General features: G+C 36.7%; 17 protein-coding genes. 9 read left to right on the top strand and 8 right to left on the bottom strand.

From position 1 onward, the window contains the following. Positions 1-94: 94 nt before the first annotated feature. The 7 genes from AB8P06_RS08005 to AB8P06_RS08035 form a co-directional block, all read right to left on the bottom strand. Entirely contained in the window at positions 95-1,102 is a 1,008-nt protein-coding gene (locus AB8P06_RS08005) for a vWA domain-containing protein (protein WP_369840285.1), read from the bottom strand. Further along, positions 1,102-2,094 (bottom strand): VWA domain-containing protein, encoded by a 993-nt coding sequence (locus tag AB8P06_RS08010; protein WP_369840287.1) that lies wholly within the window; start codon positions 2,092-2,094, stop codon positions 1,102-1,104. The genes AB8P06_RS08005 and AB8P06_RS08010 overlap by 1 nt, the downstream gene beginning before the upstream one ends. Then, positions 2,087-2,983, bottom strand: a complete 897-nt coding sequence (locus AB8P06_RS08015; RefSeq protein WP_369840289.1) for a BatD family protein — start codon at positions 2,981-2,983, stop codon at positions 2,087-2,089. The genes AB8P06_RS08010 and AB8P06_RS08015 overlap by 8 nt, the downstream gene beginning before the upstream one ends. Positions 2,984-3,036: 53 nt before the next feature. Beyond that, on the bottom strand, positions 3,037-3,900 hold the full coding sequence (locus AB8P06_RS08020; RefSeq protein WP_369840291.1) for a DUF58 domain-containing protein: 864 nt from the start codon (positions 3,898-3,900) through the stop codon (positions 3,037-3,039). A gap of 68 nt (positions 3,901-3,968) precedes the next feature. Continuing rightward, entirely contained in the window at positions 3,969-4,427 is a 459-nt protein-coding gene (locus tag AB8P06_RS08025) for a GNAT family N-acetyltransferase (RefSeq protein ID WP_369840293.1), read from the bottom strand. 9 nt (positions 4,428-4,436) lie between these two features. Next, positions 4,437-5,441: an AAA family ATPase gene (locus tag AB8P06_RS08030; protein ID WP_369840295.1), complete on the bottom strand. Its 1,005-nt coding sequence runs from the start codon at positions 5,439-5,441 to the stop codon at positions 4,437-4,439. A 292-nt stretch (positions 5,442-5,733) separates the two neighbouring features. Further along, entirely contained in the window at positions 5,734-7,032 is a 1,299-nt protein-coding gene (locus AB8P06_RS08035) for a hypothetical protein (RefSeq protein WP_369840297.1), read from the bottom strand. Positions 7,033-7,260: 228 nt separating this feature from the next. On the opposite strand from AB8P06_RS08035, the gene AB8P06_RS08040 reads away from it, so the two are divergent. The 9 genes from AB8P06_RS08040 (at position 7,261) to AB8P06_RS08080 (ending at position 17,011) form a co-directional block, all read left to right on the top strand. After that, positions 7,261-8,598: a peptide-N-glycosidase F-related protein gene (locus tag AB8P06_RS08040; RefSeq protein WP_369840299.1), complete on the top strand. Its 1,338-nt coding sequence runs from the start codon at positions 7,261-7,263 to the stop codon at positions 8,596-8,598. Positions 8,599-8,842: 244 nt separating this feature from the next. Continuing rightward, complete coding sequence (locus AB8P06_RS08045; RefSeq protein WP_007843587.1) at positions 8,843-9,313, top strand: DinB family protein; 471 nt, start codon at positions 8,843-8,845, stop codon at positions 9,311-9,313. Positions 9,314-9,346: 33 nt separating this feature from the next. Further along, on the top strand, positions 9,347-9,754 hold the full coding sequence (locus tag AB8P06_RS08050) for a four helix bundle protein (protein ID WP_369840301.1): 408 nt from the start codon (positions 9,347-9,349) through the stop codon (positions 9,752-9,754). Positions 9,755-9,789: 35 nt separating this feature from the next. Further along, the gene (gene rlmB / locus AB8P06_RS08055) at positions 9,790-10,548 is read left to right on the top strand and encodes a 23S rRNA (guanosine(2251)-2'-O)-methyltransferase RlmB (protein WP_369840303.1); all 759 of its coding nucleotides are present in this window, start codon (positions 9,790-9,792) and stop codon (positions 10,546-10,548) included. 3 nt (positions 10,549-10,551) lie between these two features. Further along, the gene (locus AB8P06_RS08060; protein WP_369840305.1) at positions 10,552-11,673 is read left to right on the top strand and encodes a serine hydrolase domain-containing protein; all 1,122 of its coding nucleotides are present in this window, start codon (positions 10,552-10,554) and stop codon (positions 11,671-11,673) included. Between the two features lie 16 nt (positions 11,674-11,689). Further along, positions 11,690-12,739, top strand: coding sequence for a DUF6263 family protein (locus tag AB8P06_RS08065; protein ID WP_369840307.1), 1,050 nt, complete (start codon positions 11,690-11,692; stop codon positions 12,737-12,739). 26 nt (positions 12,740-12,765) lie between these two features. Next, the gene (locus tag AB8P06_RS08070) at positions 12,766-12,993 is read left to right on the top strand and encodes a hypothetical protein (RefSeq protein ID WP_369840309.1); all 228 of its coding nucleotides are present in this window, start codon (positions 12,766-12,768) and stop codon (positions 12,991-12,993) included. 32 nt (positions 12,994-13,025) lie between these two features. After that, positions 13,026-15,566 (top strand): YfhO family protein, encoded by a 2,541-nt coding sequence (locus AB8P06_RS08075; protein WP_369840311.1) that lies wholly within the window; start codon positions 13,026-13,028, stop codon positions 15,564-15,566. Between the two features lie 131 nt (positions 15,567-15,697). Continuing rightward, positions 15,698-17,011 (top strand): glycosyltransferase family protein, encoded by a 1,314-nt coding sequence (locus AB8P06_RS08080; RefSeq protein ID WP_369840313.1) that lies wholly within the window; start codon positions 15,698-15,700, stop codon positions 17,009-17,011. On the opposite strand, the gene AB8P06_RS08085 is transcribed toward AB8P06_RS08080, so the two are convergent. Then, a complete protein-coding gene (locus tag AB8P06_RS08085; RefSeq protein ID WP_369840315.1) occupies positions 17,008-17,649 on the bottom strand; it encodes a hypothetical protein in 642 nt (213 codons plus the stop codon). The genes AB8P06_RS08080 and AB8P06_RS08085 overlap by 4 nt on opposite strands. Positions 17,650-17,666 lie beyond the last annotated feature (17 nt).

Raw genomic sequence — 17,666 nt, forward strand, 5'->3', positions numbered from 1 at the left:
GCAAAATTATTCCTTTATATGTTAATAAACAGAGTTTTATTTGTTAAAATTCGGTTAAAGTAGCCGGTAAAAACATTATGAAAAACACCGTCAATTATACATTGAAATCTCTTTTCGGATTAAAAATATAAATTAAAAAGAAAAATAATATAGAAACTGCTAAAAAGTATTGATAATAATGATTGGCGTTCTGGGATTTCACAAGCGTTTCAGAAGAAGATGATTTTTTATTTAAAGCCTCAATAATTCTTTCCGGAGCTTCGTTGATATTATTCCCATCAATATAGGAACCACCTGTTGACCGGGCCAGCTTTTTCAATGCCTCGGTCTGTCTTTTGGAGATAACCGTTTCACCGCTTCTGTCAGATTTATATCCCATTAGCTGTCCAAAAACATATTCAGGAACCGGAGCTCCTTCATCAGAACCTATACCCACGGAAGTGACCATAATTCCTTCTTTGTTGGCCAGTCTTACTGCTGCATTGTCATTACCTTCATTATCTTCTCCGTCGCTTAACAAAACCACTTTTCTGGATCCTTTGCTTACATTTTTAAATTTCTCAACAGCCACCTGCATCCCCTTTAAGAAATCGGTTCCCTGGATCTGCATTGAATTGGTTTCAATAGCATTGATGTAGGTTTCTGCAGAATTATAATCTGTTGTCAAAGGCATGATAGAAGTGGCCTGTCCCGCAAAAATTACGATTCCCACCTTATCGCTTCTCATTTTCTGCATCACATTTACCATCAGGTTTTTCGCTTCATTCAGACGGCTCGGGTTTATATCTTCCGCATTCATCGAATTGGAAACATCCAGCATAAAAATGACATTATTCAGTTTCTGGTTGGTTTTTATTTCTTCCGATCCGTTCAATAAATCAATGATTGAAAAGATCAGAAATAAGGTTCCCAACAGATATAAAGTGGGAAATAACCTGGTAAATCCTGATTTTTTATCAAATAACTCTTCATGAAACTGTGCATCTGCAAATATTGCTTTCTTTTTATTTTTCCATTTTAAAAAACGGATCAGAAAATAAGCCAGCAGCGGCAAAAGCAACAGCAACAACAGATACCAGTAATTTCCTAAATACCAATCCATCAGCTTAAAAATTTATAAAATACCCATCTCAACAATGCATCCATAACCAGCATTCCCAAAGCAATCCAAAGGAAGATTTTAAAATATTCCTGATAATTGTACAGCTTGGACACTTTTACATCAGATTTTTCCAGCTGATTGATTTCATCATATACTTCTTCGAGACTGCTGTTTGAAGTTGCTCTGAAGTATTTTCCTCCCGTCATCTGGGCAATTTCTTTTAAAATAGGTTCATCGATTTTCACTTCTGTTTCCGTAAACACCAGATCACCGAAAATATCAGTCTGTGTGGGCATTAAAGCATATCCATTCGTTCCGATCCCGATGGCATATACTTTTATATTGTTATTTTTTGCCAGTTCCGCAGCAATTTGTGGCGGCATGGCATTTTCAATCGTGTTAACTCCGTCAGTCATTAAAATAATGATCTTACTTTTTGCTTTGCTGTTTTTTAAATGATTAACAGCTACGGAAAGTCCTTCCCCGATAGCAGTTCCGGGTTGCAATTCCAACGGATTAAGATTCTGCAATTCGTCTACAACCACCTGATGATCGGAAGTTACAGGTACTTTCGTAAAAGCTTCCCCGGAATAGTTTACAAGGCCTATCCGGTCATTGGGACGCTTCTGGACAAACTTCACGGCAATGTTTTTAAGAGCTGTCAGACGGTCCGGAGTAAGGTCTTTTGCCAGCATACTTAAAGAAACATCTACGGAAAGCATAATATCAATTCCTTTTGTATCGTCTCTGTCCTGTGAGATCGTAAAGGTTCTGGGCCTTGCCATGGCAATAATAAGCGCAGAAAGGATGATATATTTTGATATTTTCAGGAGAAAAAGTACGGCAAGAATTCCGTTGCTTTCGCCCATATTCTTTACGGTAGGAACTTTTATCCCTTTTCTTTTCTGTTTGTTGATATCCCTGAATAAAAGAGGAATAAACAACAGAAACAGCAATAAAAACCACGGACTATAAAATTCGAAATTAAACATCTTTTCTTAAGTTTTCAAATTCTAAATCCTTTGATGATCTCTTCACAAATTCTCTGATATCCGCAAAATCTTTTTCCATGGTATCCTGATCCGGGAATGTCTTGGCAAATTTCACCAGATCTCCTCTTAAAAATACCTCTTCCACCACTTTTTCGTTTTCCTGCGAAATGGTATTGTTTTCTTTCATCCGCTGAACCAGATCATCGGTAAGTAAAACATCTGCAGGCACATGGTATTGTCTGGTAATGAATTTCCTTGAAATATCAATCAGTTCCACATAGAATGACCGATAGTTTCCTTCTTCAATATATTTTTTCTTTTTAAGTGAATCCAGCTCTTTTAAAGTCTGATTGGTAGCTACTGCCGGAGAGCTTTTTGATTTTCTGCCCCATTTCACAAACATAATAATGGCAATGATTAAAGCAATAACGCCCAATGCTGCCAAAATATACCATTTGTAAAGCTCCCAGTAATCTTTCACATCAAGCTTCACCTCCTTGTTTTTCATAATATCATTAATCTGATCTGCTTTCTGCGCCGTATTAATGACTTCTACTTCATAAGGAATTGTTTTTAAAATCTTATCGCCTACTTTAAATTCAAGAACGGGAATGGTAAATTTACCTTCCTCATATACTGCAAACTCAATTTTTCTTTCGTAAGAGCCGGCATCGCTTCCGATACTGTCTTTGATCGCTTCAAAATGAAAAGGCAACAATTCATTTTTAGCGGCGGAAGAAACCTTTTGGTTATTCAGGTTGTTAATTTTCACCACAAAATGATTCACCTCTCCCAGAGCAATCGTCTGCTTCTCGAGATTAGAAGATAAGATCTGTGAAAAAGCATTTGCACAGATAAAAAAACATAATATAAACAGTAATTTCTTCAATTTTAAATAAATAATAAATTTTGGATAAAATCTAAATGCTCTTATCAATCAAACTATTTTTTCTGAAAATAATTATACAATAATTTTGAATAGTCCGCGCCGGTATTGATATTCATAAAACTGGCCGAGCTGTTGGCAAAATCTTCTTCAAGATTTCTTATTTTCTGCTTCTGGGCTTCCGCAAAATTATATCTCCATCTTGCACTGGAAGTATTTGCCCAGATTTGCTTTCCGGTTTCCGCATCATATAAAAGGGTGTAGCCTACATCCGGAATTTCATTATCTTTTTCATCATAAACTCTCATTCCCAACAGCTGATGTTTTTTGGAAGCTACTCTTAACATTTTGGAATCATATTCATCTTCGAAATCTGAAAAAAGGAAAAGCAGAGATTTTCTTTTAAAGATCCCCATCATATATTCAAGGGCTTTATCCACTTTAGAAACAGCAGGAACATAATCTGCAGTCAAAATCGTGCTGATAATCGAAAGAATATGCTTTCTTCCTTTCTGAGGCGGAATTACCTTATATACTTTGTCTGCAAATAAAATCAACCCTACTTTGTCATTATTCCCGGCCGCCGAAAAACCTAAACTCGCTGCGATCTCGGCAACATATTCTCTTTTGAGCTGGGTTTTTGTTCCATAATCCATTGAAGCGGAAATGTCTACCAGGAGCATCATGGTCAGTTCTCTCTCCTCTTCCATTACTTTTACAAACGGCTCACGGAAACGGGCGGTTTTATTCCAGTCGATTCTCCTGATCTCATCTCCAAACTGATACGGACGCACTTCGGAAAAGGTCATACCCTGTCCTTTAAAAGCACTGTGATATTGCCCCATCAGAGTAGCTTCCGTCTTCTTTCGGGTCCGGATTTCTATCTGCTTTACTTTTTTTACAATATCTTTTATCTGCATAGTTGAAGGTTTAAGGTTTAAAGTTTTATGTTTAAGGTTGAGTGTTTTGATTGATATTAATTCCGGCCTTATTCTTCAAACTCGATCGAAACATTGAACCATTCATTATCAAATTTCGGACTGTATTTTTTATAGAAATTAATGGCCGGTTCGTTCCAATTTAATACCTGAAAAACCATTCCGCTGTATTGATTTGATTTTCCATATTCCAGGGTTGCATCAAATAATTTTTTTCCGATCTGCATTCCTCTCATTTTTTCGGTTACTACCAGATCTTCAAGGTACAGCCTTCTTCCTTTCCATGTTGAATATCTGTCATAAAACAATGAGATTCCTGTAATTTTATCATCCACTTCAGCTACAAATGCTCCCCAAACCGGTGATGGCCCGAATCCGTCTTCCGTAAATTGCTCTAAAGTTACCATAACTTCATGTAAAGCTTTTTCATATTCGGCAAGCTCTCTGATCAGCTCCAGCATCGGAGCACAGTCTTCCTGAACTGCTCTTCTGATTATCACTTCTTTCATCAAAACAATTTATGGTGCCTGAATTTTCGCTAAAATTCTGTTGATAATTTCTTCTGTTGAGATTTCCTCAGCTTCAGCTTCGAAACTCAAGCCAATTCTGTGTCTCAACACATCTTTAGCCAGCTCTTTCACATCTTCAGGAATCACGAATGCCCTTCCTTTCAAAAATGCATAAGCTCTTGAAGCAATGGCTAAATTAATTGATGCTCTCGGAGACGCCCCGAAGCTGATATAATTTTTAAGCTCGGAAAGCCCGTAATTTTCAGGATAACGTGTTGCAAAAACCATATCCAGAATATATTTTTCAATTTTTTCATCCAGGTAAATCTGGTTGATCAAAGATTTGGCATCTACAATATTCTGTAAGGAGATCACCGGCTTTACTTCAGGCTGATGCGAGGTAGAAACCATTCTCATCACTGTTCTTTCATCTTCAAATTTAGGATAATCTATTGTACATTTCAGCATAAAACGGTCGCTTTGGGCCTCAGGTAAAAGATAAGTTCCTTCCTGGTCGATCGGGTTTTGAGTAGCCAGTACCAGAAACGGTTTCGGAAGTTTCATGGTTTCATCTCCAATCGTTACCTGTTTTTCCTGCATTACTTCCAGAAGAGCCGATTGCACTTTTGCAGGGGCACGGTTGATCTCATCAGCAAGCACGAAATTAGCAAAAACAGGTCCTCTTTTGATAGAGAAATCATTATCCTTAACATTATAAATCATCGTTCCCACCACATCTGCTGGCAGCAAATCCGGGGTAAACTGAATTCTTGAAAACTCACCATGAACAGCCTCAGCCAATGTTTTTATGGCAAGCGTCTTAGCCAATCCCGGAACTCCTTCCAGCAGGACATGGCCATTTCCCAAAAGACCTATCAAAAGACGGTCTATCATATATTCCTGCCCAATAATAACCTTGTTAATTTCCTGTTTCAGAAGTGAGAATAAGTAATTCTGTTCTTTTACTTTTTCCGTTAGCTGACGAATGTCTTCAGCTTGATGTGTATCTGACATATCTTAATTTAAAATAATTGGTAAATTTCTAATAAATACTCGCATTAATCAACACAATTAATGCCATTTTTGAGTTAAAGTTTGTTAAATATTCCGAGATTGACGGCCCATTAAACCAATATAATGAGAGTTTTTCATGTATAAAATTAGCTCTAACCGTATAACTCACTGATATTAATTACTTATCAAACCAGAAAGATACAAATCTGAAAGGTATTTTGAAGCTGGAAATAACAAAAAGTTCATATAGTCAGACTATATGAACTTTAGAATTATAAGTAAAAAAACGACGTTAAAGTTTAGTAATGGTAATGGTGAATGTACTTTCAGGGAGATCTATCGTTTCATTGTATTCTCCTACGTTGATATAATATCCGGTACCTGCCGTTGTGGTGATCGTAATAGTTTCCGCAGTACCATTGCCTCCGTTATCCCTTGTGCCTACACATGTAAAATTACCACAGCTGCCACTGTATATTCCTATCTGAGGATCGAAAGTGCTGCCTGCAGGCATAGACACTTTAATGGTATACTGGCTGCCATCTCCGATTATTTTAAACCAGGTTCCATCATTCATCGCATCAGGGCAAACCCCGATAAATCCGCCATTATTGGTAGCCGATACTGCATCACTCTGCGTATAGGTATAAGGAAAAGCGGATGCCACTAAGGCTCCGGAACACGCGTCATTTACCGGAATCGGCGGAATGGTTTTAAAAGCAATATCCGCACAGCCGGAAGATTCAGCACCTGCTGAAACAGCTGTAACTTTCAGATAATAATTGGTATCCGGATTCAATGCGACTGACGGGGAAAAATTAGTAGTAGTCACAGTCTGTTGATTAACAACATTTGTACCTCCCGGACTGGTTCCTATTGAAACTTTATAAGAAGTTGCCCCGGAAACAGGGTACCAACTGATATTGGGCGTCAAAGGAACAGACTGAGCATTATTTGCCGGATATAGTACAAAAGGACAAGCAGGGCCGGGACTGGGTGTAAGTCCTGAAATCGTTATTGCCGATTTATAATCAGCTCTTATTCCTCCGGGTGGAGATGAAGGATCAATAACCCCATGATCTCCTTTGTAATAAAGGGTAGAATTTGGAAAATGCGGGTAAACATGAAAAACCTCATCAAAATTATTGATGTCAATACTCGGAGAATTCTCTTTTGCTGCAATGACCAAATTATCTGTATTGTTATAGGAAAACGGTGTTGTAAAAACAACTTCAACCACTCCATTATTATTGGTTACAGCACCTGCAAATACCTGGGTCAGCTGTGAAGATGGAATCCAGTCTGTACCGGATGTAAATGCGGTCTTTGAAGTATGCCCGAGATAAACGGTCCAGCTTGAGGAATCCGCAATGCCCGCTGAAGGATCCATATAAAACTTAAGGCCCGTAATATTTCCTGCGGCATTGGCATTCACCTCCTGTTTAGGATAGATCTGCTGCACATAAGAATAGGAAAAGAAACTACTTACCGGTGCAGTTCCCACACTTGTGCTTCCTATGTTTATATTGATCTGGGCATTCAGCATCAACGCCGTCAATAAAAAAAACAAAAGTAAATTTCTCTTCATCATCAATAATTATTTTTATTAATTAATACGCTAATTTAACAATAAAAACACCAAACATCATTACAAAAACAATTAAATATTCACTTTTATCAATATTTTAAATAGAAATTCGCAATTATAAAATTAAAATTTATACAATTAATAACAGATTTACATATATTTTAAAAACATAATTAAACAAAAGTCAATTTAAATACATATTTTAATATATTTGTACAAAATACCAATGATATGTATAAAAATATATTTTTTATAGGTCTTTTTTTCACAGGTCTTTTTAAAGCCCAGACCACTCCGGTGATGAATATAATTTCACAGGCAGTTTATTATGACGGTTATGCTGCTACAGTATCCGATCCTGTTCCTGCCGGCCTCATCAGACTGTCCAATGCAAAATATGCAAGAAAGCTTACAGATACAGAGCTGGATTCCTTTAAGGCAAAAATTGCCATGAGGGTAACTATAGGTGCATTGTGTGATAATTATGATCGTCTGGGAAGTGTTTATTTAGCAATGGTTCCCAAAAATCAGCCTACTTATACAATCAATGACGCTAATGTGAAAAGAATTGAAGTAGCCAGATATATCACTCCCTTTATGAATAAAAACCGGTCACCTCTGGAAGTTCCTTATACGTATGATTTAAGCAATCTGTATAATGTGTTTCATGATGCCGGATTGCGCAGTATTTATGATCTGTATATGGAGCTGGATGTTTTCGGTGTCCCCTATGCTGCACAAAATGAAGTTGCGGGATGTTCAGGCAGAATTGATGTATTTTCCGGGACTCTGACCTTTTTTTCAACAGATACAGGTGCCACCGCCACAGATCATAATAGTCTTGTTCCTATACTGAGTTACAGCAGACTCAATAATTACAACAGCACCGATGTTACCGGTGAAACCGTTAGAATTGTAAACTTTAACCTGCCCAACGCTGTGACCAATGCCCGTTTCTTCGTCATATCTACTCCTCACGGCGCCAACAGTGGCGGTGAAGAATATGTAAGAAGGCAAAACTACACTTATGTTGATGATGTACAAATACTTACCTATACTCCCGGAGGAATTTCCTGCGAGCCCTACAGGGTATACAACACACAGGGTAACGGGATTTATGGAGCCACCCCAAGATCATTTGCAGAATGGACTTCATGGAACAACTGGTGCCCGGGTAATTCTGTTCCTGTAAGAGGATTTACATTAACCAACATGACTGCCGGAAATCACACCCTGAAACATACGATCCCAACAGCTGTTTTTAATCAGCAACAGGGCGATGTTTATTTATCCGTTTATATGCAGGGAAAAAGCAATTCTACTTTAGGTGTAAAGGATATTAAGACCATAGATGTAAATATATACCCTAACCCTACTTCGGATTTCGTTAATATAAAATCGGAAGCAGAGGTTGTTTCGGTGTCTGTTTTCAGTGCTGACGGAAAAAAGTTAGCTGAAACCTACAAGGCAAATACAATAGATCTTTCGTCTTACAGTACAGGGGTTTATTTTTTAAATATTGTCATGAAAAACGGAATAACCTTTAAACATAAAATCATCAAAAAATAAGACAGATAATCTTTAAATCTGAAACGTATAAAATTACTCCTTTGAATCTTTTTCAGAGGAGTTTTTATTGACGGTTTATCTTAAAAAAATACAAGTGAATCGATTTTTTCGTTGCTTCCTCATTAAAAGAAAATAATAAATACTGCATTTTTTGAAGACTTAAGAACTTTTACCTTAATCCTTTATCCAAAAAATTGTCATTTCCAGTTTATTAAACTATTTTTGGTGATTAAAATTTTGTAAAATGAATTATCATTTTCAAGCCCACAGACAGGTAAGAAGAAACCTTCTGGATATTCTGCAAAATACTTCCCACGAAGACCTTTTGCATATACCGGACGGCTTCAACAACAACATTTACTGGAATATTGCACACACCGTTGCTACCCAGCAGCTTCTGCATTATTACTTAAGCGGAAACCCATTCAGAATTGATAAATACTGGATTGAAACTTATAAAAAAGGAACGCTGCCCAATTTAAATGTACAAAAATCGGAAGTGGAAGACCTTGAGTTTCTACTCACCGAAACTTCAAAGATTTTAATGAAAGATTATGACAGTGATTTCTTTTCTGACTACACTCCATACACTACCAGTTTCGGATTGGATCTAAAAAGTATCCAGGATGCTATTATCTTCAACAATATGCATGAAAGCTTGCATTACGGATATGCCATGTCGCAAAAAAGAGCAATTTTAGGAGAAAAATACTAGAAGTTCAAAGTTTAAAATTTAAAGTTTAAGGTTATGGCGACCATTACAAGATTTGAAGATTTAGAAATCTGGAAATTATCCCGGGAACTTTGTCATGAAATTTATAATATTATTGAATTGACAAATCTTAAAAATAATTTTAAACTTTCTAACCAGATTGATGGTTCTTCAGGTTCCATTATGGACAATATTGCAGAAGGGTTTGAAAGAAATGGAAATAAGGAGTTTATTCAGTTCCTTTCCATTACAAAAGCTTCTTGTGGAGAGACAAGATCTCAACTCTATAGAGTTTTTGATAGAAATTTTATTTCTGAAGAAAAATTTGAAGTTTTAAAACAACAAACAGAAATATTAAGTAAAAAAATTAGTGCTTTTATTAAATATTTGAGCACTACAGATTTAAAAGGAACAAAGTATAAAACTTTAAACTCAAAACTTTAAACTTTGAACCTTAAATAAATAATTTAGATATTAACATGACAGATAAAAAAGACGATTTTATTTTCGGGCTTCGTCCCGTAATTGAAGCTATTGAAGCGGGAAAAACTATTGACAAAATCTTCGTGCAAAACGCATTGCAGGGTGATATTTATGCAGAACTGAAGGCTGTTTTAGCTAAAAATAAGATCCGTCCCAACTACGTTCCGGTTGAAAAACTGAACCGTTTTACAAGAAAAAATCATCAGGGAGTTGTCGCTTTTATTTCCGACGTTCCGTTTCATAAAGTGGAAGATATTGTTCCCCAATTATTTGAGGAAGGGAAAACTCCGTTTTTATTAATCCTGGACAGGCTTACCGACGTTAGAAATTTCGGAGCGATCTGCAGAACGGCAGAATGTGTGGGAGTAGATGCCATTATTATTCCTGAAAAAGGAGCTTCTCCTATTAATTCGGATGCTATAAAAACTTCTGCCGGTGCTATTTACAATATTAAGATCTGTAAAGAAGCTAACCTGGCACATGCCGTAGATTTCCTGCAGCAAAGCGGAATCTCAGTATATTCAGCAACTGAAAAGGCACAGAAACTGATTTATGATGTAAGTTTCACAGAACCATGTGCGATCGTGATGGGAAATGAGGAAACCGGTATTTCCAAAGAAGTTCTGCATCATTCGGATGAGAAGATAAAGTTACCTATTGAAGGAAAAACTCAATCTTTAAATGTTTCTGTAGCTTGCGGAGCAATTTTGTATGAAGCGGTAAGGCAGAAAATGGCTGCAGCTCCAAATCTATAATCTATGAAAAACCAATTGCTTTTACCTTTATTTTTTGCATCCCTGGCTTTGAATGCACAAAATAAAAACATTCCTACGGACAATCATCTCGTCACTGAGCTGGACAAAATTGTTCAAAAGGAAGCTTCTGTCTATATGGATAATCCTGCCCGTGTAGGACTTTCGATCGGCATTATCAAAGACGGTAAAAGTTATTTTTATAATTACGGAACCACGGAAAAAGGAAAACCGGGACTTCCGACTTCCAAAAGTGTTTATGAGATTGCATCGATCACCAAAACCTTTACAGGAACGCTTTTAGCTCATGCTTTGGTAGATAAAAAAATCAAGCTGGATGATGATATCCGAAAATTTTTAGACGGAAATTATCCGAATCTCGAATTTGAAAAGCATCCGATAACCATTGGTAACCTTACCAATCATTCATCCGGATTACCACAGTTTTTACCGGACCAGTCGGAAACTTTCAAAAAGCCGATGGATTCTGTGGCATTAGCATTGTCTGATTTTTATAAAAATTATTCAAAAAAGAAATTTTATGAAGATCTTCATCAGGCTAAGGTTGATTTTATTCCCGGAACCAATTATAAATATTCGAATGTAGGAACACAGATCGCAGGTGATATCCTGGAAAAAGTTTATCATAAAAGTTATGAAAATCTGATCTTGGAATACATTACAAAGCCTTTAAAAATGAATCAAACCATAATTGGTACAGATTCTGCAGCACTATTGACCGGTTACAATGAAAAAGGAACAATAATGCCGAGAAATATAACAAGTATTATGGCTCCGGCCGGTGGAATTTATTCAACGACCGGAGATCTGGTAAAATATATGCAATATCATCTTAACGAAAACAATCAATATGTAAAGGTTTCCCATACCCCGGTTGTAAAAGGCGAAGGCGACCAGATCGGATTGTACTGGAGAGTGCATACATATGAAGACGGCACAAAAACCGTTTATCATACAGGAGGTACTTTTGGTTTTTCGAGTGTGCTTCAGGTTTATCCGTCAAAAAATATGGGAGTGGTTGTGCTTTCCAATGAATCGGATGGTGAGTCTCAGGGAAAACTGCATGATATTGCAGACAATATTTTAAGAAATAGTAGTAAAAAATAAAATTAAAAAAATTCAAATGAAGAACATTGCAGCGATTGCGCTTATATCATCTATAGCTTTGGTATCTTGTAAAAAAGAAACGGCAAAAATAACAAAAGTAGACCCGAAAACAGGAAAAACAATCACCGTAGAAGTTCCGGCTGATTCTGTGGCTAAAGTTGCAGAAAATCCTGCTATTAAAGATTCTGCAGGAGTTTATACCCAAAGCTTTAAATTGGAAAAAGGAAAAACATATCCTCTTACAACCTATCAGAGAGACGTAAAAACAATGACCGATCCTCAGGGAAAAACCCTGAACGGAACAAGTGAGGCTACTGATGAAATGTCTTTCACCGTGAATGATATTAAAGGAAATGTTTATGATATGACCCTTAACCTGATCGGAAAGAGAAATTCACAGTCTGCCGAAGGAAAAACCATCGTTGTAGATACAAAACTGCCGATCCCGAAGGAAGACGACCTTAAAATGATCTGGAATATCAACAGAGCCCTTACAGGCAATAAACTGAATATGAAAATGGATACAAAAGGAAATGTAATCTCTATTACAGGTTTTGATGCCATTTATACTAAAGTTTTAAATGCTGTGGGCACAATCGTTAAAGATGCCAATCAGAAAGAAAGTGTGGTTGCCAGTCTTAAAGAATCATTTAACGAAAAGGTATTGAAAGACCAGTTCAGCAAAAATCTTACTGTTATTCCTAAAAAAGGGGTAAAAGTAGGTCAGAAGTGGACCAATTCTGAAAATGCAGATCCGAACGGTAAGATAAAAGTTACTTCTGATTATGTATTGAAAAGTGTAGGAAACGGTATTGCGGAAATCTCCGTAACAGGAGGAATCCCTAAGAAAACCGAAAAGAAAACCCAGGGTGCGATCACTCATAGCCTAAGCAGTGAGCTTGTACAAAACGGGACCCTGAAATTTGATCAAAGTACAGGATGGATTACCAACCAGAATATCACGGTAAAAACAACCCAGATAGAAACCATTTCAGATGGAAAACAGTCTCAGTCTATGAAAAGCGTTTCCAATTCTTCTGTTATGGTAAATCCTTCCAACAAATAATGTTGAAGTTTTTAAAATAAAAAAATATGAAGTTCATTCTTGAGTTGGTACTCACCGCTATTATTATTTTCTTTGTCTGGAATATTTTGAAAAGGATTTTCTTTAAGACGTTTTACAGTTACAGGTTTAACAATAACAGTAACAATAATAAACAGCAGGATATACAAAACTCGAATAAGGATAACCAGAAACTCAAATGGGACGCAGAAACAGTGGACTATGAAGAGATAAAAGAAACGAAAGAAAATAGGTAAAATACCCAAGACAATAAAAGACAGTAACCAACATGGCTAAAAATAAAAACTTAATTTATATTGCAATTTCATTAGTTGTATTTATAGTTTTAGCATTTTTATATTCCACTCCTGTTTTTACAGGGAAACAGCTTTTCCAGCATGATATTGTTCAATACAGAGGCGGCGCAAAAGAGCTTCTCGATTACAGGGCAGATACAGGAAAAGAAACCTACTGGAGTGATTCCATGTTTGGAGGAATGCCAACGTATCAGATGGGAAGCCAGTTTAAAGGTGATATCATTAAAAAAATTGACAGCAATCTGAATTTTCTTCCAAGACCCGTTAATTATCTGTTCTTATTATTTGCAGGATTTTTCCTTTTGGGAATGGTGGTCGTCAGAAATTGGAAGTATGCTTTATTAGGCGCCACTTTCTTCGGGCTCTCAACCTATTTCTATATTATTATTGCGGCAGGGCACAATGGTAAAGTAAATACCATTGAATATTTCGCACCGCTTTTAGCCGGAATTTTATTGGTATATATCCGTAAAAAATATATTTCAGGATTCATTGTCACTACCCTTTTTATGGGTCTTCAGATCGCAGCAAACCATCCGCAGATGACCTATTATCTGTTCATTGCTCTAGGATTTTTATTCCTTTCTGAACTCATCAGGGTGATCATGAAAAAAACACCGGTGAAACATTTTCTTATTTCTTCGGCTATCATTGCTGTTTCCTGTGTAATAGGTGTAGGTATGAATTCCCAGAGAATCATGGCCAACTCCGAATACATTAAGGAAACCGTGCGTGGAAAACAGATTTTAGACACCGAAAGCCATACTTCAGGAAAATCCGGAATGGATAAACAAAGCATGCTGATGTGGAGCTACGGAAGACTGGAAACCTTGAACCTTTTTATCCCAAGATTAATGGGGGGCGGAACCCAGGAGCCTGAAGGAAAAGAAATGATGAACAAGGTTCAGGAGATGGTTCAGGAAAACGTTTCCAGCCAGGCTGAAATGGACAGGATTTCAAAAGGATTCAGCGGAATGACCTATTGGGGAGACCAACCGGGAACCTCCGGACCTGCTTATCAGGGAGCCATTGTGTGTTTCTTAGCTGTCTTAGGTTTCTTTTTTGCCTCTAAAAAATACCGTTACTGGATTTTAGGAGCTTCTGTTTTAACCATCCTCTTGGCGTGGGGAAGCAACTTTATGCCGTTATCCGATTTCTTTATCGATTATGTACCGTTTTACAATAAATTCAGGGCACCATCATCCATTTTAGTGGTCGTGGAATTATTGTTCCCGTTGATTGCCATTATCGGTTTATATAAATTCTTTACAGACGAAAAATTAACGGAAGAATATAAAAAGAAAATCCTTCTTTACGTAAGCGGCGGAACATTAGGATTACTATTGATTCTTCTTGTTTTCGGAAAATCTTTATTAGGTTTTGCCACAGAAAACGAAAAGCTATACTTCCCGCCATTCCTGCTGGATTATCTTACCGACGAAAGATTTAAGCTATTTAAAATTGATGCCTTAAAAGCATTCATCTATGTAGCCATAGCAGCGGCAGTTTTATTTATGGTCCTGAAGAAAAAACTTAATCAGAATATCGCTCTGATTATCCTTGGAGTAGTAAGCTTATTTGATTTATGGACGGTCAACAAACGTTATTTAAATGATGACAATTATGTAGATAAAATCTTTGCCGAAAACCCGTTCCAGACGGAAAGCTCGGATTTATTAGCTGAAAAAGTTCAGGGCAACCCGAATCTTGAGTCTATTATTTCCAATGTGAATGTTAATAAAACCCTTGAAACCATTGCCGAAAAAGATAAAACGCACTACAGAATTTTCAACAATATTTTAGGAACATTCAGTGAAACGAATACTTCTTATTTCAAATCTTCTATCGGAGGTTACCATGCGGTAAAACTGAGAAGATATGATGACGTGATTAATGAATATTTCCAGGTGATGGATTCTGTAAAGGTTCCGAATATCCTTAATCTACTGAATGCCAAATATTGGGTAGTAGGCGGCCCGGAACAGCCACAAGCCGTTCCTAATGAAAAAGCAAACGGAAATGCGTGGCTGGTAAGTGACCTGAAATTTGTAAATACCCCGAATGAAGAAATAAAATCCATCGGTGTTATTGATAATAAAAAAACGGCTGTCATTGCAGTATCTGATAAATCTTATTTTACCGGTAAACCGGTACAGGCAGACTCCGCTGCGTCTATCAGTTTGACGGAATATCAACCGAATGAGTTAGAATTCAAATCTCAGTCGAAGACGCCTCAGCTGGCAGTATTTTCTGAAATTTATTATCCTCACGGCTGGAAAATGTTCGTAGACGAAAAAGAAGTTCCGTATATTAAAGCAGATTATCTGCTTCGTGCCGTGCATGTTCCTGCAGGAAAGCATACGATCAAAATGGTTTTCGAACCGGAAGTGATTGAAAAAGGGAAATGGATTTCTCTGTTTTGCTTCGGGTTATTCCTTGCCTTAAGTGCCTTTGGAATTTTCTGGATGAATAAAAACAGGAAGAAAGAAGTTTTGATTGAAGAAAAAGCTTAAAACAAAGATTTACACTTAATCATCTTAGTGATTCAATGCCAAAATTTAATGGTTAAATTCTAAAACATTAAGGTTATTTAAGTTATTAAGAATATTAAGATTTATTCCTTCGGAATATAAAATCCTAATTAATGGAAGAAAAGAAAATTCTCATTATCACCTATTACTGGCCTCCTGCGGGAGGTCCTGGTGTTCAGAGATGGTTGAAGTTTGCAAAATACCTGCCCGATTTCGGATGGAAACCGGTGATTTACACTCCTGAAAATCCCAGCTATCCATTGCTGGATGAAAGCCTTTTAAAAGATGTTCCGGGTAATATTGAAATCGTTAAAACTAAAATCTGGGAACCCTATCAATTGGCCGAAAGACTGAATAAGAGCAACAAGAAATTTAAGGCCGGACAGTTTGACGTAGGGCAAAACCAAAGCTGGAAGTCTAAGCTTTCTATCTGGGTAAGAGGAAATTTTTTCATTCCTGATGCCCGCGTTTTCTGGGTAAAACCTTCCGTCAGTTTTTTAGAGCAATATTTAAAAGAAAATAAAATTGATGTGGTGGTAACTTCAGGGCCACCCCATTCCCTGCATCTGATCGGTTTAAATCTTAAAAAGAAACTTCCGGGTCTGAAATGGATTGCAGATTTCCGTGATCCGTGGACCGAAATTTCCTATTATAAACATTTAAAGCTTACCGGAAGCTCAGATAAAAAACACCGCCGACTGGAAAGTGAAGTCTATAAAAATGCAGACATAACACTGGCTACAAGCTATACCGATGCCGAAAACTTCCGTAAAAACGGGGCCAATGCCATTTGTATCACAAACGGATTTGATGATAGTGATTCGCAGGGACAAAAAGGTGAAATCGTAAAATTGCAAAATAGTGAAACTGAAAATCATCATTTCACATTGAGCTATATCGGCGTTTTAGAGCAGTTGAGAAATCCTGAAAACCTTTGGAACGCTCTTAATGAATTAGTGAAGACCCGTCCTGATTTTGCAGAAAATTTCATTTTGAAATTTGCAGGAAGAATTGATGATAAAATTCTGAATACTTTTGAAAATTCAGATTTAAAAAAACATATTCTCAATCTGGGCTATCTTTCTCATGACAATGCGATAGGTGAAATGCAAAATTCTGATATGCTGCTGATTACCAATTTCCCGAATGACTCATCCAAAGGTATTATCCCCGGGAAAATATTTGAATATTTAGCTTCAGGAAAACAGATTATCTCATTTGGACCGGATCAGGCCGATGTTTCTAAAATTTTAGCAGAAACCAATGCAGGAAAGCATTTCAGTTATCATGATTCTGAAACCATAAAAACGTTCATCCTTGAAAAATATGAATTATGGAAAAGTGGAAATCTTCTTGAAAACACTCAGAATATTGAGCAGTTTTCAAGAAAAAATCTTACTAAAAAGCTGGCTGAAATCTTAGATTAAATAGTCCATTGATCATTAATCACCGCGATCAGATAATAAGTTCCCTGGAATTCTTCAAATACAAAACGGAGCGTTTTCCAATCCATTTCACCGTATTTTTCTGTACCTTTTATATAGTTTTCGGTAAAATCATGTTTTGGATAAATCTCCTGTAAATTATTCAGGGAATTACCTCCACCCTGAAATTTATTCAGAGAATAGGCAGATGCAGTAAAGTCTTTTGAGAATACCCATTTTCCTAAATAATTTTTGATCGTTTCTTTATACGGATCACCGGAACTATCATGTGATCCCCATGTAAAAAGGGTTTTTGTAGGATAATATTTTTCAAATGCTTCCTTAGAAAACTGTTTATCGCTTTTAGGATCTACAAAAGCATACATCGAAAATCTAACTCCTTTCTGTGGATGGATGCATTCGGCAAACTTTTTATAATCCTTATCTTTTAAAATCTTTAAAATCTCATCATTCGTTTTCTTCAGAACTTCTTCTTTATTGGCGATTACCTCATGGGTATTTGCTATAGTATCCGTTTTTATCTGAGTTGTAGAATCAGTACTTTCAGCAGCAGGCTTTTTCGGTTCTTGTTTACAGGCTACCAAACTTAGAACCAGAATTGAAATGAATAGTTTTTTCATCTTAACAATTTATGATT

This window comes from Chryseobacterium tongliaonense (genome assembly GCF_041224435.1).
Taxonomy (GTDB): Bacteria; Bacteroidota; Bacteroidia; order Flavobacteriales; family Weeksellaceae; genus Chryseobacterium; species Chryseobacterium tongliaoense.